Source organism: Chryseobacterium sp. SN22 (assembly GCF_008329705.1).
Lineage (GTDB): Bacteria > Bacteroidota > Bacteroidia > Flavobacteriales > Weeksellaceae > Chryseobacterium.
The window spans coordinates 113,711-135,962 of sequence record NZ_VTSX01000009.1 but is presented as its reverse complement, the minus strand read 5'-3'; the positions used below and the strand labels follow the sequence as shown (position 1 = coordinate 135,962).

Genomic DNA, 22,252 nt, shown 5'->3' with positions numbered 1-22,252 from the left:
GCAAAGAAACTACTTGAAAATTAACTGTATATGAATGCTATATTATTTTTTATAACGTTTCCATCAGCTCTTCGGTGATTTCCATATTGTGATATACATTCTGTACATCATCATCGTCTTCAAAACGTTCCAGCATCTTCATGTTTGCCTTGAACTGTTCTTCGTTTACCTCTTTGGTATTGTTAGGAATCCTCTGAAGTTCGGCACTTTTAGCTTCAACACCCAATTCGTCCAATTTATGAGATAACGAACCGAAATCTTCAAATGCCGTAGTGATCATTACTTCTTCTTCATCCTTTTCAACATCTTCCGCTCCGCCATCGATCATTTCCATTTCGAAATCATCCCAATCCATTTTGATCTGCGCCAGATCGATGGTAAAAATCCCTTTTCTGTCGAAGATAAAAGCCAGTTCACCGTTTTTACCTAAGTTACCGTCAAACTTATTGAAAATTGCTCTTACGTTGGCTACTGTTCTGGTAGTATTGTTCGTAGTACATTCCACAAAAAATGCCACTCCGCCCTGTCCATAGCCTTCGTATGTAATTTCTTCATAATTTTCCGCATCGGCACCACTTGCTTTTTTAATCGCCCTTTCCACATTGTCTTTTGGCATGTTGGCTCCTTTCGCATTCTGGATGCATCTTCGCAATGCCGGATTGGATTCAGGATCTGTACCGCCAGCTTTCACAGCTAATGCGATATCTTTACCTATTTTGGAGAAAGTCTTGGCCATTTTGTCCCATCGGGCCATTTTAGAAGCTTTTCTATATTCAAATGCTCTTCCCATTTTAAATTTTTAATTTTCAACAAAATTAATTAAAAGTCAACAAAAAAAAAATACCCCCAGAACACTGGAGGTATTTATATTCAGAAAAATTTAATTATTTTCTTCTTTTTTTAGCAGCCGCTTTTTTCTTAGCCGGTGCTTTTTTAACTTTTACCGGAGTCGGATCATCGTAATCTCTCTTTTTAAGAGCATTCCACTGAGCCGCATCTTCGATAGCTGTTACTACAACTTTTCTATCTACTTGTCTTTCAGCATCTGAAGCTGTAGCAGGTACGGTAGCTTTCGCTTTACCAACACCGATAGATTTAAGTGCGTTAGCATCTACACCTCTTGCATCTAAAGCAGCAACTACCGCAGCAGCTCTTTCTCTAGATAATTTCAGGTTGTAAGCCTCAGATCCTTTAGCATCGGTTCTACCTTCTAGTAAGTAGTTACCTCCGTCTTTTTTGATCAGGTCAGCAGCTTCATCTAAAGCTGGCTTAGACTCAGCTTTAATTGTCGCTTTGTTGAAATCAAAGAATACACTTCCTAATTTCTCTTCAACAGTTTTAGCTGTAACAGCTTTAGGCTTAGGACATCCGTTGTATTCAGGAAGACCTGGAACGGTAGGACAAGCATCGTCTTTATCAAGGATACCGTCACCGTCTGTATCTGGCCAAGGACATCCGTTGTTTTCAGCCGGACCAGCAACTGTAGGACAAGCATCATCTTTATCGATTACACCGTCACCGTCAGTATCTGGCCAAGGGCATCCGTTGTTTTCAACCGGACCAGCTACATCTGGACATTGATCGTCTTTATCTGGAACACCGTCACCATCTGTATCAGGACATCCCTGGAATTCTGGTAAACCTGGTGTATCCGGACATAAATCGTCTTTATCTAAGATACCATCCTTATCTCTGTCTCTGTTACCGAATCTGAAGTTAAGAGATGCAGAAGCTTGCCAGAAATTAGCTACGGTAGATTTATCACCCGGAGTAGATACATAATCTCCCTGGATCCCTAAACCAAAGTTCTTTGTTAACCAGAAGTTTGCACCAGCACCTGTAGCAAGAGCAAAGAAATTTGCTTTACCGTTTTCGTTACCGTTATCTCCATTCTGAACATAAACGCCGTTAGCATCATTTCTTGGAAAAGTTAGAGATGTATAGTCATGTCTTAAATAGTTGGCACCAACTCTTAAATATGGATCAAACCAAGATTCTTCGTTCCATAGAATCCCTGCTGCTTTAGCCTGGAAACCAAGACCTGTCATCAACATGAATTCTTTACCCATATTGAATCTCTTATTCTCAACATTACCAACGGTAGTCTGCCAGTCAATAACAAAACCTTTACCGATGTTCCTAGCTACGGTAAGTTTTGACAATGGTGGAGTAATAGAGAAATTGTTCACATTGAACATTGTTTTTGTCAAGTTTCTAGCAGAGAATGTATTACTGAAGTCTCCTGCCTGTGCAAGGTGATTTTCCGCATGAGCACCAACCCCGATCAACCACGGATTGTTGGTAGTCTGAGCGAACACAGTAGAAGCAACAGTAAGTGCCAATGCTGAAATTCCTAATTTTAGATTTTTCATAGAATTAAATGATTAAATAATTGATAATGCAAAATAAATATAATTTTTCTTTATATACAAAGTTTTGACGCTGATTTTTAACTTTTCTTTAATATTCTGTCGAGGTTTCGTTTATTTTCTCTATCTTTTATGCTTTCCCTTTTATCAAAGAGTTTTTTCCCTCTACCAAGCGCAATCAGGACCTTTGCTTTCCCCCTGTCATTGATATATAATTTTAAAGGTATGATCGTATTGCCTGCATCCTTTAACTTTTTTTCAAGTTTTTGCAATTCTTTTTTGTGCAAGAGCAATTTCCGTTCCCTTTTTGTTTTATGATTATAAAAAGTTCCCAATTTATATTCATCAATCATCATATTGATAATGTATAATTCCCCATCAATAAACTGGCAGAAGGATTCTGTGATGGAAGCTTTTGAAGAGCGCAGAGATTTAATTTCCGTGCCCGTTAAAACCATTCCCGCTTCAAATTCTTCAAGGATTTCGTATTCAAATCTTGCTCTTCTGTTGAATATATTTACTGTTTTTTCAATCTTCATTTTAAGTTGTTGTATTTTAGAATACATGCAAAGAATGCATTTTTCCGGCCAATCCGTATTATGCCTTTCTCACCATCAGGTTATTTATGATGGAATATATAAAAAATATCCCAATATTTAAGAACTTGACAATTACATTATTACGAAATACCCAAATTCTTTTCGTATTTTTGCGCCAAATTTACAAAACTATATGTTAACAGTATCTAACTTATCTTTACAATTCGGGAAAAGAGTTCTTTTTGACGAGGTAAACATTATGTTTACGAAAGGAAACTGCTACGGGATTATCGGAGCAAATGGTGCAGGAAAGTCTACCTTCCTTAAAATATTGACCGGAAAACAGGATCCAACGACAGGACATATATCGCTTGAGCCTGGAAAAAGAATGTCGGTTCTGGAGCAGGATCACTTTGCTTACGACCAGTATACGGTGCTTGAAGCGGTTTTGAGAGGTAACAAGAAATTATTCGAGATAAAAGAAGAGATGGACGCGCTTTATGCGAAAGAGGACTTCTCTGATGAAGACGGAATCAAAGCCGGGGAATTGGGCGTGATCTATGACGAAATGGGGGGATGGACTGCCGAATCCGATGCACAGACCATGCTTTCCAATGTTGGGATCAAAGACGATATGCATTGGCAGATGATGAGCGAGCTTGAAAACAAGGACAAGGTAAAAGTTCTATTGGCGCAGGCTCTTTTCGGAAACCCGGATGTACTGATTCTCGATGAGCCTACCAACGACCTGGATATCGACACGATTTCGTGGCTTGAAGACTTCCTTGCGGATTATGAAAATACTGTAATCGTTGTATCTCACGACCGTCACTTCCTGGATACCGTTTGTACCCATATCGGTGATTTGGATTACGCGAAATTGAACCTTTATACCGGTAACTACTCTTTCTGGTATCAGGCTTCTCAATTAGCCACAAGACAAAGAGCACAGGCTAATAAAAAAGCAGAAGAAAAGAAGAAGGAACTTCAGGATTTCATCGCCCGATTCAGTTCCAACGTTGCTAAAGCAAAACAGGCTACGGCAAGAAAGAAAATGATCGATAAACTGAACATTGATGATATTAAACCTTCGTCCAGAAGATATCCTGCGATTATCTTTGAAATGGAGAGAGAAGCGGGAGATCAGATCCTTGATGTAAAAAGTCTTGAAAAAACCAAAGACGGAGAATTGTTATTCTCAAACATCGACTTAAATCTTAAAAAAGGGGATAAAGTTGCGGTTCTGTCTAAAAACTCATTAGCCATTACTGAATTCTTCGAAATTCTTGCCGGAAATGTTGAAGCAGATAAAGGTACGGTTGCATGGGGAGTTACGACAACCCAATCGCACATGCCTTTGGATAATACCAATTTCTTCCAGGAAGATTTAAGTTTGGTAGATTGGTTAAGACAGTTCACGAAAAATGATGAAGAGCGTCACGAAGAATTCGTAAGAGGATTTTTGGGGAGAATGCTTTTCTCCGGTGATGAAGCTTTGAAATCATGTAAGGTACTTTCCGGAGGTGAGAAAATGAGATGTATGTTCAGCAGAATGATGCTTCAGAAAGCCAATATCCTTTTGCTTGATGAACCCACCAACCATTTAGACCTTGAAAGTATTACGACATTGAACAACTCTTTGTCCAACTTTAAAGGAAACATCCTGCTGTCCTCTCATGACCACGAAATGCTTTCCACAGTCTGTAACCGAATCATCGAACTGACGCCGAACGGAATCATTGACCGTGAAATGACGTACGATGAATATCTTGCTGATAAAAAAGTAAAAGAATTAAGAGAGAAAATGTATTCATAAAATACATTAAACAGAATTCAAAAAGCGTTTCCTTCCGAAACGCTTTTTTATTTATATCTTAGGGTAAATATCTGATCTCATGAAAAAAATATATTCGCTGATTATACTATTGTTTTTTCTGTCTGCCTACGGACAAACTAAGGATCCACGGTATCAGCCGAAGCCTTATGTGGAAATTAACCATCCGGAATGGACAAAAAATGCGACGATTTATGAAGTGAATATCCGGCAGTATACTTCTGAAGGTACTTTCAAAGCCTTTGAAAAACATCTTCCCCGACTGAAGAAAATGGGTGTGGATATTATCTGGCTGATGCCCATCCATCCGATCGGGAAACTTTACAGAAAGGGAACCCTCGGAAGCTATTATTCGGTAAAAGATTTTAAAGGGATTAATCCTGATTTTGGGTCTCTGGCTGATTTCAAAAGTCTGGTTGATAAAATCCACAGCATAGGAATGCATGTGATCATCGATTGGGTCGGAAACCACTCGGCATGGGACAATCCTTTAGCCAAGCAACATCCGGACTGGTATACCAAAACACGGGAAGGAAAATTTCAGCCGACGCCCTGGTACGATTGGGATGACGTCATTGATTTTGATTACAACAACCCGGATTTCAGGAAATACATGACCGACGCGCTTAAATACTGGATTTCCCAAACAGATATCGACGGATACCGATGTGATGTTGCCGGCTTCATCCCGGTAGATTTCTGGGAAAACGCAAGGGCGGAACTGGATAGGATAAAACCGGTTTTCATGCTTGCCGAATGGGAATCCCGTGATCTTTATAAGAAATCTTTTGACATGACGTATTCCTGGACGCTTTGGGATAAACTGAAGCAGGCGACTATAGAAAAGAAAGGAGCACCTGCCCTTTTTGAATATATGGCGCATGATGTCAACAGCTTCCCCTTTAATTCTTACCGCATGACCTTTACGGATAACCATGACAAAAATTCCTGGGAGGGAAACCAGTTCTCCAATTTCGGACCTGGGCTGGAAGCAGCCATGGTCCTGTGCAGTACCGTCAACGGAATGCCTTTGGTGTATAGCGGTCAGGAAACAGGCCTGGACAGGAGCCTTGCTTTTTTTGAAAAAGACCCGATCGTATGGAGAGACCATAAGTTTGCCCTGATGTATGAAAAACTGTTCACCCTTAAACATAACAACCAGGCATTGTGGAACGGAAAATGGGGCGGCGAAATGGAACGGGTGACCAATGATAACATGAATAAGATCCTGTCATTTTACCGCGAGAAAAACGGGGATGCCGTGCTCACGGTTATTAATTTTTCGGATCAGGAAGCGGATGTAACGCTGGATTCAAAATATATTAAAAGCAGCTATAAGGAATTGTTTTCAGAAAGTCCTCTGGTTATTTCCCAGAACAAAATCTCGCTGAAACTCAGCGCCTGGGATTACAGGGTTTTTATAAAGAATAAATAAATTTTATCCCGCCAAGCTGGCTGAATTTTGCCCGGTTCCTAAAAAAATTTTCCCTATTTTTGTGAAATGAGTCAAAAATGGATTTACAAGCCCGAACCCGATGAAGAAATTGTGGATGGATTAAGTTCGTCACTTGGTTTTGGTACTTTTGAATCTAAACTCCTCGTTTTGAGAGGAATTGACAATTATCAAAAGGCCCGAGAATTTTTTAAACCGAACCTTACCGACATCCACAATCCGTTTTTAATGGCAGACATGCAGAAAGCGGTAGAACGTATTGCAACAGCCATCGAAAACGGAGAAAAAATACTGGTGTACGGGGATTATGATGTGGATGGCACGACTGCCGTTGCTCTGATGTACCTGTACCTCAGCAAAATTGTTCAGAAAAAATATTTAGATTATTATATTCCCGACCGGAATTCCGAAGGTTACGGAATTTCGACAGAAGGCATTGATTTCGCCAAAGAAAACGGTTTCTCCCTGATTATCGCATTGGACTGCGGAATCAAAGCACTCGATATGATCAATTATGCCCAAAATCTGGGTATCGATTTTATTATCTGCGACCACCATTTGCCAGGCGAAGAAATACCGACTGCGGTTGCCGTACTGGATCCCAAGAGAAGCGACTGCCGCTATCCCTTTAAGGAACTTTCAGGATGCGGTGTCGGATTTAAATTATGCCAGGGACTAAATACCATTTATAAGCTTCCCGAAGCGGAATTGTTTGAACTCACCGATCTCCTTGCCATTTCCATTGCTGCCGATATCGTTTCGATGACAGGGGAAAACCGGGTTTTGGCTAAAATGGGACTTAAAACCCTGCGTAAAACGAGAAATTTAGGTTTACGGTTATTGATTCCGGAAGACAAACTTTCTCATTTCGAAATTTCAAATATCGTTTTTGAAATTGCCCCGAAGATTAATGCGGCCGGAAGAATTTCCCACGGAAAAGCAGCCGTTGAGCTTATGGTTTCCGACAATCTGAAGCATGCGCACCAGATTGTGAGCGACATCATGAACCTTAACGATGAAAGACGGGAACTGGATATGAATTCCACTCTTTCTGCCCTGAACCAAGTAATCGAATCCCAGCAGGAAACAAAATACACCACCATTGTTTACCATCCGGAATGGAACAAAGGCGTCATCGGAATTGTGGCTTCAAGGCTGATCGAAACCTATTATAAGCCGACCCTGGTTTTTACCGACGGCAATAACGGGGAAATGGTTGCTTCAGCACGATCTGTTTCAGACTTTGACGTTCATGAGGCTCTGGATATGTGTTCGGAATATTTTCTGAAATTCGGAGGACATCATGCGGCTGCAGGACTTTCGATGGAGAAGGCGAAGTTTGATGCTTTCAAGGAAAAATTCGAAAGGGTGGTTTCCGAGAAAATCAAAGACCATCAGAAAGAGCCGTGCATCACAATCGATTCTGAAATCCAGATCGATGAAATCAACCGCGAGTTCATTAATTTCCACAGGAAGCTGGCGCCTTTTGGGCCTCACAATATGAAGCCGATCCTGACGCTGACCAACCAGAAAGTTTCGGGTTACATTAAAACGATGGGGAAAGACAACAACCACCTTAAGTTTTACATCCGGCAGGAATCTACCGGAAGAAATATTGAATGTGTAGGTTTTAAGCTGGGTCAGTTTGCGGATGATTTCAGGAATAAATATTTTGATCTGGCCTTTACGCTGGAAGAAAACCACTGGAAAGGAAACGTTACACATTACCTGAATATCAAAGATGTGAAATTCAGAGATTAATTCATTTTATTAATCCTTCAACGTATCAATTAAAAATGAAAAAGATCGGACTTTTTTTCGGTTCATTCAACCCTATTCATATCGGGCATCTCATCTTAGCAAATTATATCCTGGAACATTCGGACATGGACGAATTGTGGTTTGTGGTAAGCCCGCAGAATCCTTTTAAGGAAAAAAAATCCCTATTGAAAGACCATAACCGGCTGGACATGGTACAGCTTGCGGTAAAAAATTATCCGAAAATGCGGGCCTCCAATGTTGAGTTTTCTTTACCGCAACCGAGCTATACCATTGATACCCTTACCTATCTTCACGAAAAATATCCCGATTATTCTTTCAGTTTAATCATGGGTGAAGATAACCTGGCAGGATTGCATAAATGGAAAAATGCAGATGCTTTAATCAAAAATCATCACATCATCGTTTACCCGAGAATTTTTGAGGGTGATAAAAAAGATCCCGATTTGCTGCAGCATGAAAACATTTCCCTGATCAAAGCTCCGGTCATCGAACTTTCCGCCACCGAAATCAGGAATATGATCCGAACCGGAAAGAATGTAAGGCCGATGCTGCCACCGGAAGTTTTTGAGTATTTGGATGGAAGCAGTTTTTATAAGTAAATTTGTTCATGTTTCAGGCTGGACGAAGGGAGATGGAAGCTGGAAGTTTTCTGAATACCGGTTATGAGATTACTACAGAACCGTCAATTGAACAATTATGAATTTCTTAGAAAAATTATTCTCAAAATATCCGCAGGAAAAAGTGATCAAATGGTTTAAAAACATCTGTCTGGCAGAAGCTGTTTCCTGGTTTTTCCTTTTTACGGCAATGATCTGGATCCGGACCAATCCTAAAGATATTTTCCCTATTGTGTATATCAGTACAATCGGCAGCATCCACGGTTTATTTTTTACGCTTTATCTTGTATTCCTGCCTGCCATAAGAAAAATATTTTCCTGGGACGATGAGGACAGTGTCTTCTCTTTAATTGCAGCATTCTTCCCTTTCGCGACCATCTGGATTGATAAAAAGCTTGCCCGCTTCGACCGGGAATGAAAAAATATCTCAAAGGACCATCACGGTCCTTTCTTTTTTCAACATTACTTGAAAGTTAACAGACTGGAACAGGAAAGCCGGATGATGGAAGTTTTAATATTGACACATAACAAGTGTGCCCAAATATTAAATTGATGTTGTTTATCCTACTATAAGCTGTATTTAAATGGCGATTCAGCTAATCCGTTTCTTGACCGCATTAACTGATTTATAATAAATTTATTACAAATGGCAAAAAGCTTTTATTAATTTTATGTAAATACATAAAGATTAAGCAACCCATTTCTTATCTCGAACCTAAAAAATTTTCCATAGACTCATTATTTTTCTGAAAATTTCATTCCGTCATGTAACAGAATGAAGTTGCGAATTGTTCTAATGAGTAATAAGACTAATAAAGTTAAAAATTCAATCTAAATTTTAGTTATTGAAAATCAAATAATTAAATTTAATTTAAAAACTTTTTAAGTACTTTGTATTGCATGATACTAAATTTATTATATATCTTTGCAATGTTAAATAATAACAAATACAAGCTATTAAACTCTTTAAAAAGATAAAGTCATGAAAACTCAGATTCTTATTGCCGCCATATTCTTCAGTGGATTCACTTTTGCCCAGGAAAAAAAACAGGATACCGTAAAAACAAAAAGCATAGAAGCAGTAACACTTACGAAACAGGTTTTTAAAAAGCAAAGCGACCGTTTTGTATATGATGTAGCCTCTTCTCCTGTAGCGAAAGGCAATACGACTTTCGATCTTCTTAAGCAGACTCCCCTGCTATCGACCACCGATGACAAGACTTTTAAAATTGTAGGAAAAAACAATGTGCTCATTTACATTAATGGCAGAAAAAGCAATATGGATGCGGAGTCCCTTACCCAGTTCCTGAAAAACACGCCAGCCGAAAACATCCAGAAAATAGAAGTGATCACGGTTCCGGGAAGCGAATATCAGGTAGAATCCTCAGACGGTATCGTCAACATTGTGTTAAAGAAAAAAATGAGCGACGGAACCAGTGGGAATATGAGAATGTCCAACACCCAGAATAAATACAATGCCAGCAACGCCAGTTTCTCCGTAAATTACAGAAAAGACAAGCTTGGAGTTAACGCTAATCTAAGCGGCGGTGAGAATATCAATCCACAGTCTTATGTTTTGAGAAACGGTATCGGACAGGTACGTAACGAATCGGTGGGAAACATCGATGACCCTAATAAAAATCTCGGAGGTTACCTGAATATCGATTATCAGCTGACTGAAAAAAGTAACCTCGGCCTTTCCTGGAATTCATGGGCCAATAAAAGCTATAATTCCACCATCGATTTACTGAATACCTTAACCATGCCGAATGACAAAGGGATCCTAGAAACCAGTTATACCAAAACTAAGAATAAAGAGGATGCGAGAAATTATAACAATTCGGTGAATTTAAACTATGAAATAAAACTTGATTCCCTTGGAAGTAAATTCAATGCCAATGCGGCTTATCTTATTTACAAAAGATTTCAGTATTCGGATAACAACACCATGTATTCCGATGTGAAGGGCAGCCCATCCGGTTTTTCAAGAACAGGCAGAAAAATCATCCAGAATATTCCGCAAATTGTCAACAACTTCTCCGGAACCGTAGATTATATCCAGAAGTTTAAAAATGATTTTACCCTTTCTGTCGGAGGTAATTTCAATAAAACCAAAACCGACAACGATACCAAAAACTATAATTCTGCTTACGATTACGACATTGCCACCGGTAATCTGACAGGTATTACGACCAACCCGGATTTCAATCACTTTATCTACGATGAAAACATCTATGGGGCCTACGTCACTTTTGAAAAGAAATTTTCCGATAAATTCTCCGGAAAAGTGGGTGCCCGATATGAAATTACCAATAGCCTGGGAACGGCAGACAGCCCGACGAATACGGTACCTGAACAACAACACCAAAGGATTGAAAGAAATTACAATAATTTCCTGCCTTATCTGAGCTTTAATTATGCCATTAATGATAAGAATAATATTTCCTATTCATTTTCCAGCAGGATGGGAAGACCGAGCTTCTGGGAACTGAATCCGGTAAGGAATATTATCACTGAAGACAATTATACTCAGAATAACCCGTTTGTAAAAGCTTCTTCAAATTACAATCAGGAGCTGACCTATATGTACAAAAATTCTTATTTTGTTATTCTGAACCACACCTATGAAAAAGACCAGATTACCCAGGTACCTTTACAGAGAGAATATATTGATGACAAAGGAATGAAAAGAGTAAAACTGGCCTACATCCGGACCAATTTCGGAGACAAGCAGGAAATGTCTGCCATGTTGGGAATTCAGAAATCGTTGTTCAAACAGTATCTGACGTTGAATTTCAATGCAGGGGTTCAGCATAACATCAACAACGGAACGTTAAGCACGGATCCTACGACAGGACAGGTTTTCGATACGTATATTAACAACAGAAAATCCACCAGCCTGGTTATTAATAGCAACAATACCCTGCGCCTCGATAAAAATAAAACATGGTTTTTGGGCGTGAATTTCTTTTATGTAGACAAACAGCAGATTGAACTGGGAGTTCTGAAGAACTTAATGAGTCTTGACCTGAGCATCAAGAAAAACTGGAATGACTGGACCTTTGCCGTGAATGTAAATGATGTCCTGAGAACCAATATTGTGGAAATTGAAGATTACCAGAGCAACGGCAACTACAATTACATTAAAAACGATATGTACAGGAGAAATATCACGGTAAGCCTTACCTACAATTTCGGAAATAAAAAGGTAAAGAAAGTACGAGAGATCAAAAGTGCTTCGGATGCTATTAAAAACAGGACCCGATAAGCCAATCATTTCTTCATATTTATATATTATTTTTGTAGTAACTCGCCGGGAAATCGGCGAGTTTTTTTATTTTTAGATTATTAATTCAAAATAAATCTGATGAAAAAGTGTCTGTTGTTTTTTTTAAGTGTTATGATCATTATGCTTTCGGGCTGCCGGCAGAAAACCGTTGATCTGGGAAATAACATTTCGTTCAGAGCAGAACAGAATATCGCCTATGGCCAGGATGCTGACCAGAAAATGGATCTCTACATTCCGGAAAAGACCGGGGACACCAACAATGTTTTCATCATCATTCACGGCGGAGGGTGGCGCGGCGGAAGAAAATCGCAGCTTACCAGCTTTACTTTCGACCTGATGAAGAAATTTCCCGATAGGGTTTTCGTTAATCTGGAATACCGGCTGGCTTCTACAATCCGTTTTGCGCTTCCCGACCAAACCGATGATATAAGAACCGCTATGAATTTTATTGAAAAGAAACTAAATACCAAACCGAAATATATTCTTCTGGGCAACAGTGCCGGCGGCCACCTTTCGATGTTTTATGCCTATCATGACGACCGGGAAAAGAAAGTAAAGGCGGTGGTGAATATTGTCGGCCCGGCAGATCTGAACGATCCGGGATTTAAAAATTACGACGATTACAGTTATGTTGAAAAGCACCTCATCAATCCGAAAATTGTTGAGAGTAAGCTTTCATTGATGGATTTCGGAAGCCCGGTGCATTGGATCACTCCAGCCTCAGCTCCTACCCTTTCATACTACGGAACGGCAGATCACGTGGTCCCGGTTTCTCAGAAGAAGATTCTGGATTCGGCATTAGTCCAAAACAAAGTATATCATGAATCGTATGAATTCAACGGCAATCATGTGGGATGGGAGCAGCCGCCTCATGCATCATTTTTAGTTGGGAAGATTGAGGATTTCCTGAAAAAGGTGGATAAAAAATAAACGCTCTGAAAATTTCAAAGCGTCTATTATTTGATAATCTTTTTGATCTTAAGACTATTTTAACACAGAGACCACAAAGTGTTTTTAAAGCTTAAGTGTTTTTAAGTCTTACAAAGCCGTAAACTTAACAAAGAACACAGAGCCTTTTATCACGAATTTTATTTAGTTTAATGAGAATATTCTGATTGTTTTATTCTGATTTAAAAATTTCTGATTTTTCTGAAATCCCGTTGGCATTGAAGGCTTCGATCCGGAAATAATAGGAATCGGTGCGGTCGGCTCCCGTGAAGAAATATTCGTTTTTACCGTACACCATAATGCTTCCGTATAGCTTATCCGGTGATTTTCCCCAATAGATCACGTATCCGTCAGCTTCGGGATTCTGCTGCCATTTCATCCAGATGCTTCTTCTTTCGCCGTACTTTTTAGGGTCTGCTCTCAGCGGGACGAAATTCTGAACTTTTCCCGGAACGGCTCCCGCTCCTTTTCCGAAAACCCTGAATCCGCTGAGGGCAAATTTTCCTGTCGGCATTTTCAGGTTTTCCATCTTCAGGAACCTGGCCTGGGCCGGTTTTTCCAGTTCTACGTAATCGTGCGGGACATCCTTTGTATTTTTGCTTTTATCCACAATCACCTTCCATTTTTTACCGTCATCGGAGCCGTAGATTTTATACTGATGCATTTTACCCATCGTTTTCCCCATAAATTCGGCATCCTGGTCTGCATAGTTGATCTGAATAGCATTGACGGTGGAAACTTCTCCCAGATCGGTCTGGAACCATTCGCCTTTATCGCCTGTTCTGGCACTCCAGTAGGTTTTAATATCTTCATCCACCGCATAGTTGGAATGGTAGCCGCCCAACGTCGAAGACACCTGAACCGGTTTGTTATAATTCAACAGCATCCAGCCGGCAAACAGCCCTTTTGAAAAATCTTTCCCCTGGGCATATTGCGGAAGATAGGTCGGATAATCACCATACGCCGTGTTGCAGTACATTACATCATCCTTATCGAATCCTGCAGGCCAGATTCCGAGCCTTCTTTCGAAATTGTTTTTCGTGGAAATGAAAATCGTGGAAATATGCCACCAGTTTTTATAGTTATCCTCAAAAGTCGCTCCGTGTCCCGCTCCCCTGGCAAAACCTCCAGGCTTGTAGGAAAACGGATTGTGCTGTTGGTATTCAAAACCCTCCAAAGGCTTGTTGCTGACATAGACCCCATCGGAATATCCGCTGAATTCAGTAGCCGGTGCCCCGTACTGCATGTAGTATTTCCCGTTGTGCTTTGTCATCCACGCTCCTTCTACGAAAGGTTGCAGGAAAACGTTGTCGTTGTATTCCCCGAACCGTTCCCAGCCGTGGTCTTCGGGTTTTAATCTTAAAATAGGTTTTACAAAACCTTCCGACTGCAAAGTATTTGTTTTCACTTCCGTACCCAACAAAGGCCATTCGTTGCTGGAACCCCAGTACAGGTACAGTTTGTTCTTGTCTTCATCATAATGAAAAGCCGGGTCCCATGCGCCTACCTTTAGCGTGTCCACGGCGATTTTCCAGTCGTCTTTGGTCGGGTTGGTACTTTTCCAGATCGGGAAATCCTGTTCCCAGGTAGAACCGAAAACATACAGCGTATCTTTCATCGCCCAGACGGCCGGCGCGTTCAGGTCGTGGATGTATTTGTTGTCTCTCAGGAATTTCCTTTTCACGAATTTCCAGTCGAGCATATCGTCACTGTACCAGTACCCTTCCTGATTGGTTGAAAAAAGAAAGAGCTTGTTTTTAAAATTAACGATCACCGGATCGGCTGTTGCCCGGTGTTTTCCCTGTTTGGAAAAGACCTCAAACGGGGTGTACCCGTAATCGATATTGATCGGGTTACAAAATGTCTTCTGCTGAGCTTTCAGGCTCAACGCTCCAAACAGCATCAGGAACATCAGGAAATACTTCTGCATAATCTATGGTTTCTTATTTCACAAAAATAGGTAAGTTTTTTTAATGGGTGTCAGGATTGTAATTTGTTATTCAAGAAAATAGGATCTGAAATTTTATGGATGACGGTTTAAAATGTAAATCCCTCACAGGTGGCGAGGGATTCGGTTTGGTAAAGAAGCAATTGAAATACTGGTCTTTTTAATTATCAAATAATTTAAATATTGATACATCATTAAAAGCCCGATTTCCAGAAAAGCTTATTTATTTCTAGCTCACTAATATCGAAATCATTAGAATACAGAATAAATCCATTTTGTTTTTCAATTTCTCTATTGCTTTCAGCTCTTTACTCTCAAAGAGAAAACACCTATAAATCTTTCATCATCCAAATATCTGTGGATCATATAGCTGTGACTTACGCTGAAACCTGATTCTAAATCTAATTCTTTTACAGATAATACGTTTCATTTATTGTATCACCTTCTGTAAGATAATCCCTTCCGATTTTTCCCACCACAGAAGTGAAACCATGCTCTATTTTCTTCTTTATTTTTAAATCTTAGTTCTAATTTTCCGAAAAGCAGGATCATTTAAAAATTAGTTGCTAATATCTCTTCCTTGTTTCGTTTATAATCATAAATTATAACCAAAAGAAAAGCTTATACCTGGTTTATAAATCAAAATTCCGGATCCAATCAGACGACATCCTGACATGATTCCGGAATTTTTATCAGTTCAGGTATAAACCTGGCTATTAAAATATTCTTTCAAACTTTCATTTTTTCGGCAGGAAAACCTCAGCCAGCATACAGCGGGCACTGCCTCCGCCGTTTACTTCGATGGTATTCAGGTCCGAGTAGATGATTTCGCAGTATTTTTCGATGGCTGCCACCTGTTCTTCACTTAATGATTTGTATGCGGTTTCGCTCATGATCAGGAATTTTTCACCGCCTTTGTTCTGTACCTGAAGCATATTCCCGGCAAACTGCTGCATCTGCTCTTCGGAAATTTCAATGATTTCTTTTCCTGAATTTTTAATGGTTTCGATCACTTTGCTTCTTTCCAGCTCATTATCGATGCAATCCAGGCAGATCACAACAAATTTGTCAGCTACACACATCATGACGTTGGTGTGGTAGATTGGCAGTCTTTCCTCGCCTACAGTCTGGAAAGAATGGAATACCACCGGTGTGAAACCATACTTTTCACAGAATTCCCTGAAGAGGTTTTCATCCAGCCTTAATGAAACCGAGCCATAAGCGATTCTGTTATCATGGTCGAAAATCATACTGCCAGTCCCTTCCAGGAAGTGTCCCTGGGTTTCGGGTAAAGACCAGTCGTCGATCTCAGCAACTTCAAATCCTTGTTTTTTTATCGTTTCAATAATGTCTTCTCTTCTTTCAACCCTCCTGTTGGAGGCGAACATCGGGTACAGTACGACTTTTCCGTCCCGGTGGAAGCTTACCCAGTTGTTCGGGAAAATAGAATCCGGTGTATGCGGATCCAAAGTATCTTTTATGGTAATGACATTGATGCCTTTACTCCTCAGCTTTTCAACGAACATTTTAAATTCTGACAAAGCCCTGAATTGGATGTCGAAGCCCTTCTGTTCGGTCTGGAAATAATTGTTTTTTGCGGTTTCCTCATTAAAGCCAAATGCAATTGGTTCTATCATGAGTACGGTATCTGTTGTCTGCATATGCGGGTAGGAGGGTTATGGGTTTAGTGTTTTAGTGCTTTAGTGCTTTAGTGCTTTAGTGCTTTAGTGCTTTAGTGCTTTAGTGCTTTAGTGCTTTAGTGCTTTAGTGCTTTAGTGCTTTAGTGCTTTAGTGCTTTAGTGCTTTAGTGCTTTAGTGCAAATTTACTTTTTATGGGTTTGTATACGATGAGAATCTGATAAAATTTAATTATCGTCATATTTGTATTTTAACTGAAATCAGAAAAATATCAATAATACTCTAAATTAACTTTCTAACTCCACAACACTCTCAAACTCTTCAATACTAAAACACTTCTACTCTAAAACCTCTATTGTTGATTGAAATTTATTTTATTGTTTTTATTATTAAAGGACACCAGTTTTTTGATTGACTCATCATATTGACCAGCATTCCAATTATTTGATAGTAATAATTATTTGATATTTTAAATTGTTCTTCGTTAATATATTGACAAGGTGGTGCAAAATGGAGCCATGTCTGAGTTTCTCGGGCTTCGCCTTCTGAATCTATGAGTTTGGTGATAAAAGACTTCTCATACTTTTCTTTTACCCCAGGCTTCACTAATGTTGGCAGAAACGGATATCGAAGATCTTCTGATCTGATCTGTAAGTGAGTAAATTTTTCTTTGGAATTTTTTTTTAAAATCCTGTAAATTTCTATGGCAGCCTCAAAAGATTTCTGATAAACCTTCAGATCCTGGTGAATTTAATTGTTGACATCTGTGTATTTTTAACTAAAATAAAAAATATCAATAACTTCTCACTAATCCTGTAACAACAGAAATACTCTTACCCTATTACCCTCTCACTCTATCACCTGATTACTCTCTCACCAACGGCATCGTAGAACACCTCAGCAATCCTCCCATCTTTGAGATTTCGCGGTACGGAATTTCTTCTACGGTGATGCCCCATTCGTTTCTCAAGTGGTTGTTCATTCGGGTGAAGGTCTTATCTGAGACAACGATTTCCGGGGAGATTGAGAAAATATTCGGGTTCATTTCAAACATTTCCTCTGCCGTTACATGGAAACAGTTTTCTTCCCCGAAAATATCAATGATCAGGCGGTAATCGCTTTCATCAACAAATCCGTCTTTGTAGATGATACATTTGTCTTTACTGATCGGGTTGAAAGTGCAGTCCAGATGCAGAATGCCTTCAAAGGGTACCTTATCATTTTTCTTCAGTTCCAGGTCGATGATTCTTTTCTTTGGAAAATATTCTTTCAGGATTTCAATCGCGTATTCGTTGGTCCTGGCTGTTTTATAGTTCCGGTAGTCTTCGCTGAAACAGGTTCCGATAAACAGGAAATCGTCCCATACAATCACATCTCCTCCTTCAATATGGGCAGTCTCCGGAAGGTTGATGATCTTCCTCCAAGCTACTTTTTCAAAAACGGTTTTATAGGCTTCCTGCTCATCCGCACGGTCTGCAATGACGTTGGAGATGATCATTTTATCATCAATTACAAAGGCCACATCCCTGGCAAAAACCTGGTTGTAATCTTCGATAATGTCCGGCCGGAATACTTCTACATCATACTTTTTCAAAACCGCTTCAAAAGCGTTCATTTCACTGATGATTTCCGACTCTTTCGGATATAGATTATTTTCAATTGAGTGATACGATTTTGCGTCATAGCTGTCCAACAGCACAGGCACCGGACCCATTGAATTGGGTTGCCCTAAAACCACCGACTTCAGCCTGCCTGTCTCGTTTTTTATATTTAGTTTCATAAAGATTATGCAATGCTACAAATATAAGTAAAGGGCTGAATCTGGGAAACTTTCAGGCCTTTTTTCAGGGCATACAGACAGATAATTCTACCATTGCCCGTGATGCCAGGTTGTTATTGTTGTCAGGTTAAATTTCTGTACGTTTTATCTCTGAATGAATAGGTTTTAGCAGATATTTTTTAACCGTTCTTTTTTTGATTTTTTTTGATTATGGTTAAATTAAAATTCATACCTTAGTGATATACCAAATATGGTAAATCACTAAACATCAATCATTAAAACCATTCAGTATGAAAACAAAGAATCCTGTGCTGAAAAATGCACAAAAACTCAGAAGAGATCAGCAAAAAGCAATTATCGGAGGGGCTTCTGCAGCAAGGCGCTGTTGCGAGTGGGACTTTGAAACAGGAGCCTGTACAATTTGGACCTGCGACCGCTGCCAATGTCCTTAATCAAATTAAACCTGCTATTTACGGCAGGTTATTTTTTGTTACTTTACGGTTTTGGAAATAATTTTTGGACAGGGCAATTATTGCAATGCTATTAAGGATCAGCTGTGCAGGAACAAAAGTTCTCCTGAATAAGGTACTGAAATCATTGGCTTCTTTATAGATAAACGGTACCCATCGTTCTTCGGTTTCATAAAAATAAAGGTAATAGACGCTAGATGCTCTGAAAAGCAAAAGCAGGATTGTTGTAAAAAGCCATGTGGTAACCGATTGTTTCGTAGAGATAAGAATGATAAAACTGAATGCACATACAAAACAGATGATCATTTCCATCTGGTAAAAAATAACATTTACCAGGTCATACGTTGGATGATGATCTTTAGGTTTGGTATGAAGCATTTCAAGGAAATCAAAGGTTTCAATCATAAGGATAAGCCCGTAAAGAATATACAGGGCAACGATAATGCGGATTGTATTTTTTGCCGGATAGGGCTGCAGGTTTTCCATACTTTAAATTAAGAAAATTCGGCAACATAAAAAAATCCCGGAACATAAGTCCGGGATTTCATATATTAAGATATTGATTATCTGTTTACCATATCGATGTAGTCTCTTTTCTGAGCGCCCTGGTATACCTGTCTCGGTCTTCCGATCGGGTCTCCCTTCATTCTCATTTCTTTCCACTGAGAGATCCATCCCGGAAGTCTTCCCAACGCAAACATTACGGTGAACATTTCCGTAGGAATTCCCAATGCACGGTAGATAATTCCTGAATAGAAATCTACGTTCGGGTATAGCTTTCTTTCTACGAAGTACTCGTCTTCCAAAGCTACTCTCTCCAGCTGCATCGCGATATCCAAAGCTTTGTCCTGAATACCCAACGCGTTCAGTATATCATCCGCTGCCTTTTTAATGATCTTAGCTCTCGGGTCGAAGTTTTTGTACACTCTGTGTCCGAAGCCCATCAAACGGAAGTTATCGTTCTTATCTTTAGCTTTGGCTACCCATTTGTTTACATCCCCTCCGTCTTTTTCGATCAGTTCAAGCATTTCGATTACCGCCTGGTTGGCACCACCGTGAAGCGGACCCCAAAGTGCGGAAACCCCTGCTGAAACAGAAGCGAAAAGACCCGTATGTGCAGATCCTACCATTCTTACGGTAGAAGTAGAACAGTTCTGCTCGTGATCTGCATGAAGGATCAATAATTTATCCAATGCCTGAACGACTACAGGATCGATTTCGAATTCCTGGTTCGGCATTCTGAAAGTCATTTTGTAGAAGTTCTCTACGTAATTCAGGCTGTTATCACCGTGGTTAAGCGGCAATCCCTGGGTTTTTCTGTACGTCCATGCGCAAAGGTGAGAGAACTTGGCAATCATCAGTTCTGCCGCAAGGTCCATTTCTTCCTTAGAGTTTACGTTAACCGCCTTAGGATTAAAGGCCGTTAAAGCAGAAGTTAAAGAAGACAGAACGCCCATAGGGTGCGCAGAACGAGGAAAAGCATCAATGATTTTTTTCATCTCCTCTGCTACGAAGTTATATTTTTTAATGTTTGATTCGAAAGAAGTGTACTGATCCTGAGTTGGTAAGTCACCGTGTAGTAAAAGGTACATTACTTCGGTAAAGTTGGATTTGTCTGCAATCTGCTCGATCGGATATCCTCTGTAGAACAATTCTCCTTTATCCCCGTCTAAGTAAGTGATATCACTAAGTGTAGCCCCGGTATTCTTATACCCTAAATCAAGCGTAATTAGACCGGTCTGGTCTCTTAATTTTGAAATATCGATTCCTCTGTCTCCGATAGTACTATCCACAATTGGATATTCATACGAATTACCGTTGTAATTCAATATTACTTTGTTGTCTGACATTATTTATTTTTTTTCTAAATATACTATTTATTATAAAATACGGCAAACTAAAAATTTCGCTTGCCGTAATTTATAAATTCGATTAATTATCTTTTAATTTTAAAAGCGTCCAGGCCGGGGAAAAGCGCTGTTTCACCAAGAGCTTCCTCGATTCTCAACAATTGGTTGTATTTGGCCATACGGTCTGATCTTGAAGCAGACCCTGTTTTGATCTGTCCGCAGTTCATGGCTACTGCTAGATCAGCGATCGTAGAATCTTCCGTTTCACCGGATCTGTGAGACATTACGGAAGTAAATTTGTTGTGCTGGGCCATCTGTACAGCAGCCATCGTTTCAGAAAGAGAACCGATTTGGTTTACTTTAACCAGAATTGAATTGGCAATTCCTTCATTTACTCCTCTTGATAATCTTTCAACATTGGTTACAAATAAATCGTCACCAACGAGCTGTACTCTGTCTCCGATTTTATCGGTTAACATTTTCCAACCTTCCCAGTCATTCTCCTGCATCCCGTCTTCGATAGAGATGATCGGATATTTATTTGCCAGTTCAGCCAGGTAAGAAACCTGCTCACTGCTGGTAAACTGGGCAGCGTCCGGCGTCTGGAATTTTCTGTAGTCATAAACACCGTCTTTGTAGAATTCTGAAGCCGCGCAGTCCAATGCGATCATGACATCATCACCAGGCTTGTATCCTGCTTTTTCGATGGCCTGAAGCAAGGTATCCAAAGCATCTTCAGTTCCTGAGAAAGTCGGTGCAAAACCACCTTCGTCCCCTACTGCGGTTGATAAACCTCTTGAATGAAGAATCGCTTTTAAGTTGTGGAAAATCTCCGTTCCTTTTCTCAAAGCATGCGAGAAAGAATCTGCTTTTACCGGCATAACCATAAATTCCTGGAAAGCAATCGGTGCATCAGAGTGGGATCCCCCGTTGATTACGTTCATCATCGGAACAGGAAGAGTGTTGGCATTTACGCCACCCACATATTTGTATAAAGGCATTTTAAGATCAGCGGCGGCAGCTTTAGCGGCTGCCAAAGAAACTCCAAGGATCGCGTTGGCTCCAAGATTTCCTTTGTTGTTGGATCCGTCAAGATCGATCATGATCTGGTCGATCAGGTTCTGATCGAAAACCGGAAGGCCTACCAGTTCAGGGGCAATGACCTCTCTTACATTTTCTACAGCCTTGGAAACTCCTTTTCCCATCCATTCCGAACCGCCGTCACGCAATTCCACCGCTTCATGTTCTCCTGTAGAGGCTCCGGAAGGTACCGCCGCACGACCCATCGCACCGCTTTCCGTGAATACATCTACTTCTACTGTAGGATTCCCTCTTGAATCCAAAATTTGTCTCGCTTCTATGTAAGAAATGTAACTCATTGTTTGTTTTTTTATAGTTCAGACAAATTTAATCAATTTTTAACGGCTGGGAACAGATGAAGGGTATTTTATAGGGTTGTTGTGAGTTAAATTTTAGTTAATAAATAGAAACTTTCCTCGCTACAGACGCGAAAGAAAACTATACTATCGATCTCTAACCGTATCCGGCTGAACTTCCGAGAGCACCTTCTTTACAATTGTGCTACTTCTGATACTTACTACAAACCTTCTTTTTATCGCATCATAAGACATCTGACAGTTTAAGGGGGTTGTCCATTTGTCCGAAGACTGTCCGGAGGTATGGCAGGCATATAAATAGCATCATGGCTAATATTGCCACAAGATCTTTTAGCTTA

General features: G+C 39.9%; 19 protein-coding genes. 8 read left to right on the top strand and 11 right to left on the bottom strand.

Annotated features, from left to right (window positions below):
- Positions 1-49 precede the first annotated feature (49 nt).
- The 3 genes from FY557_RS07990 to smpB form a co-directional block, all read right to left on the bottom strand.
- Positions 50-790, bottom strand: a complete 741-nt coding sequence (locus FY557_RS07990; protein ID WP_149246736.1) for a YebC/PmpR family DNA-binding transcriptional regulator — start codon at positions 788-790, stop codon at positions 50-52.
- Positions 791-884: 94 nt separating this feature from the next.
- Entirely contained in the window at positions 885-2,372 is a 1,488-nt protein-coding gene (locus tag FY557_RS07985; RefSeq protein WP_149246735.1) for an OmpA family protein, read from the bottom strand.
- Positions 2,373-2,449: 77 nt separating this feature from the next.
- Positions 2,450-2,908 carry an SsrA-binding protein SmpB gene (gene smpB / locus FY557_RS07980; protein ID WP_149246734.1) on the bottom strand — a complete coding sequence of 153 codons (459 nt, stop codon included), beginning with the start codon at positions 2,906-2,908 and terminating at the stop codon, positions 2,450-2,452.
- Positions 2,909-3,101: 193 nt separating this feature from the next.
- Between smpB and FY557_RS07975 the strand changes: the two genes are divergently transcribed.
- The 7 genes from FY557_RS07975 to FY557_RS07945 all read left to right on the top strand — a co-directional run bounded on the left by FY557_RS07975 (position 3,102) and on the right by FY557_RS07945 (position 12,813).
- Positions 3,102-4,724 carry an ABC-F family ATP-binding cassette domain-containing protein gene (locus tag FY557_RS07975; RefSeq protein WP_149246733.1) on the top strand — a complete coding sequence of 541 codons (1,623 nt, stop codon included), beginning with the start codon at positions 3,102-3,104 and terminating at the stop codon, positions 4,722-4,724.
- Positions 4,725-4,803: 79 nt separating this feature from the next.
- Positions 4,804-6,177 (top strand): alpha-amylase family glycosyl hydrolase, encoded by a 1,374-nt coding sequence (locus FY557_RS07970; RefSeq protein WP_149246732.1) that lies wholly within the window; start codon positions 4,804-4,806, stop codon positions 6,175-6,177.
- A gap of 66 nt (positions 6,178-6,243) precedes the next feature.
- The gene (gene recJ, locus FY557_RS07965; protein ID WP_149246731.1) at positions 6,244-7,956 is read left to right on the top strand and encodes a single-stranded-DNA-specific exonuclease RecJ; all 1,713 of its coding nucleotides are present in this window, start codon (positions 6,244-6,246) and stop codon (positions 7,954-7,956) included.
- Positions 7,957-7,991: 35 nt separating this feature from the next.
- Positions 7,992-8,576, top strand: coding sequence for a nicotinate (nicotinamide) nucleotide adenylyltransferase (nadD, locus tag FY557_RS07960; protein ID WP_149246730.1), 585 nt, complete (start codon positions 7,992-7,994; stop codon positions 8,574-8,576).
- 97 nt (positions 8,577-8,673) lie between these two features.
- Positions 8,674-9,012, top strand: a complete 339-nt coding sequence (locus FY557_RS07955; protein ID WP_149246729.1) for a DUF3817 domain-containing protein — start codon at positions 8,674-8,676, stop codon at positions 9,010-9,012.
- Positions 9,013-9,576: 564 nt separating this feature from the next.
- Positions 9,577-11,862 carry a TonB-dependent receptor domain-containing protein gene (locus tag FY557_RS07950; protein ID WP_149246728.1) on the top strand — a complete coding sequence of 762 codons (2,286 nt, stop codon included), beginning with the start codon at positions 9,577-9,579 and terminating at the stop codon, positions 11,860-11,862.
- Between the two features lie 99 nt (positions 11,863-11,961).
- Complete coding sequence (locus FY557_RS07945; RefSeq protein ID WP_149246727.1) at positions 11,962-12,813, top strand: alpha/beta hydrolase; 852 nt, start codon at positions 11,962-11,964, stop codon at positions 12,811-12,813.
- Between the two features lie 190 nt (positions 12,814-13,003).
- Here the strand turns inward: FY557_RS07945 and FY557_RS07940 are convergent, their stop codons facing one another.
- The 5 genes from FY557_RS07940 to FY557_RS07925 form a co-directional block, all read right to left on the bottom strand.
- Positions 13,004-14,761: a discoidin domain-containing protein gene (locus FY557_RS07940; protein ID WP_185151682.1), complete on the bottom strand. Its 1,758-nt coding sequence runs from the start codon at positions 14,759-14,761 to the stop codon at positions 13,004-13,006.
- A gap of 755 nt (positions 14,762-15,516) precedes the next feature.
- Positions 15,517-16,440, bottom strand: a complete 924-nt coding sequence (ctlX, locus tag FY557_RS07935) for a citrulline utilization hydrolase CtlX (RefSeq protein WP_149246726.1) — start codon at positions 16,438-16,440, stop codon at positions 15,517-15,519.
- 346 nt (positions 16,441-16,786) lie between these two features.
- Entirely contained in the window at positions 16,787-17,023 is a 237-nt protein-coding gene (locus FY557_RS07930) for a four helix bundle protein (RefSeq protein ID WP_262713532.1), read from the bottom strand.
- On the bottom strand, positions 16,995-17,081 hold the full coding sequence (locus tag FY557_RS20470) for a four helix bundle protein (RefSeq protein WP_262713533.1): 87 nt from the start codon (positions 17,079-17,081) through the stop codon (positions 16,995-16,997). Before FY557_RS20470 ends, FY557_RS07930 begins: the two co-directional genes overlap by 29 nt.
- Positions 17,082-17,282: 201 nt before the next feature.
- Positions 17,283-18,197 carry a dimethylarginine dimethylaminohydrolase family protein gene (locus FY557_RS07925; RefSeq protein WP_149246725.1) on the bottom strand — a complete coding sequence of 305 codons (915 nt, stop codon included), beginning with the start codon at positions 18,195-18,197 and terminating at the stop codon, positions 17,283-17,285.
- A gap of 290 nt (positions 18,198-18,487) precedes the next feature.
- On the opposite strand from FY557_RS07925, the gene FY557_RS20090 reads away from it, so the two are divergent.
- On the top strand, positions 18,488-18,649 hold the full coding sequence (locus tag FY557_RS20090; protein ID WP_185151681.1) for a hypothetical protein: 162 nt from the start codon (positions 18,488-18,490) through the stop codon (positions 18,647-18,649).
- A gap of 18 nt (positions 18,650-18,667) precedes the next feature.
- Here FY557_RS20090 and FY557_RS07920 read toward each other — a convergent pair whose 3' ends face one another.
- The 3 genes from FY557_RS07920 to eno form a co-directional block, all read right to left on the bottom strand.
- Positions 18,668-19,153, bottom strand: coding sequence for a hypothetical protein (locus FY557_RS07920; protein WP_149246724.1), 486 nt, complete (start codon positions 19,151-19,153; stop codon positions 18,668-18,670).
- Positions 19,154-19,230: 77 nt separating this feature from the next.
- The gene (locus FY557_RS07915) at positions 19,231-20,517 is read right to left on the bottom strand and encodes a citrate synthase (protein ID WP_149246723.1); all 1,287 of its coding nucleotides are present in this window, start codon (positions 20,515-20,517) and stop codon (positions 19,231-19,233) included.
- Between the two features lie 86 nt (positions 20,518-20,603).
- Positions 20,604-21,896: a phosphopyruvate hydratase gene (gene eno / locus FY557_RS07910; RefSeq protein WP_149246722.1), complete on the bottom strand. Its 1,293-nt coding sequence runs from the start codon at positions 21,894-21,896 to the stop codon at positions 20,604-20,606.
- Positions 21,897-22,252 lie beyond the last annotated feature (356 nt).

Excerpts from the sequence above, each read along its gene's own strand:
- FY557_RS07990 (WP_149246736.1), bottom strand. The coding sequence starts at position 790 with ATGGGAAGAGCATTTGAATATAGAAAAGCTTCTAAAATGGCCCGATGG.
- FY557_RS07985 (WP_149246735.1), bottom strand. The coding sequence starts at position 2,372 with ATGAAAAATCTAAAATTAGGAATTTCAGCATTGGCACTTACTGTTGCT.
- smpB (WP_149246734.1), bottom strand. The coding sequence starts at position 2,908 with ATGAAGATTGAAAAAACAGTAAATATATTCAACAGAAGAGCAAGATTT.
- FY557_RS07975 (WP_149246733.1), top strand. The coding sequence starts at position 3,102 with ATGTTAACAGTATCTAACTTATCTTTACAATTCGGGAAAAGAGTTCTT.
- FY557_RS07970 (WP_149246732.1), top strand. The coding sequence starts at position 4,804 with ATGAAAAAAATATATTCGCTGATTATACTATTGTTTTTTCTGTCTGCC.
- recJ (WP_149246731.1), top strand. The coding sequence starts at position 6,244 with ATGAGTCAAAAATGGATTTACAAGCCCGAACCCGATGAAGAAATTGTG.
- nadD (WP_149246730.1), top strand. The coding sequence starts at position 7,992 with ATGAAAAAGATCGGACTTTTTTTCGGTTCATTCAACCCTATTCATATC.
- FY557_RS07955 (WP_149246729.1), top strand. The coding sequence starts at position 8,674 with ATGAATTTCTTAGAAAAATTATTCTCAAAATATCCGCAGGAAAAAGTG.
- FY557_RS07950 (WP_149246728.1), top strand. The coding sequence starts at position 9,577 with ATGAAAACTCAGATTCTTATTGCCGCCATATTCTTCAGTGGATTCACT.
- FY557_RS07945 (WP_149246727.1), top strand. The coding sequence starts at position 11,962 with ATGAAAAAGTGTCTGTTGTTTTTTTTAAGTGTTATGATCATTATGCTT.
- FY557_RS07940 (WP_185151682.1), bottom strand. The coding sequence starts at position 14,761 with ATGCAGAAGTATTTCCTGATGTTCCTGATGCTGTTTGGAGCGTTGAGC.
- ctlX (WP_149246726.1), bottom strand. The coding sequence starts at position 16,440 with ATGCAGACAACAGATACCGTACTCATGATAGAACCAATTGCATTTGGC.
- FY557_RS07925 (WP_149246725.1), bottom strand. The coding sequence starts at position 18,197 with ATGAAACTAAATATAAAAAACGAGACAGGCAGGCTGAAGTCGGTGGTT.
- FY557_RS20090 (WP_185151681.1), top strand. The coding sequence starts at position 18,488 with ATGAAAACAAAGAATCCTGTGCTGAAAAATGCACAAAAACTCAGAAGA.
- FY557_RS07920 (WP_149246724.1), bottom strand. The coding sequence starts at position 19,153 with ATGGAAAACCTGCAGCCCTATCCGGCAAAAAATACAATCCGCATTATC.
- FY557_RS07915 (WP_149246723.1), bottom strand. The coding sequence starts at position 20,517 with ATGTCAGACAACAAAGTAATATTGAATTACAACGGTAATTCGTATGAA.
- eno (WP_149246722.1), bottom strand. The coding sequence starts at position 21,896 with ATGAGTTACATTTCTTACATAGAAGCGAGACAAATTTTGGATTCAAGA.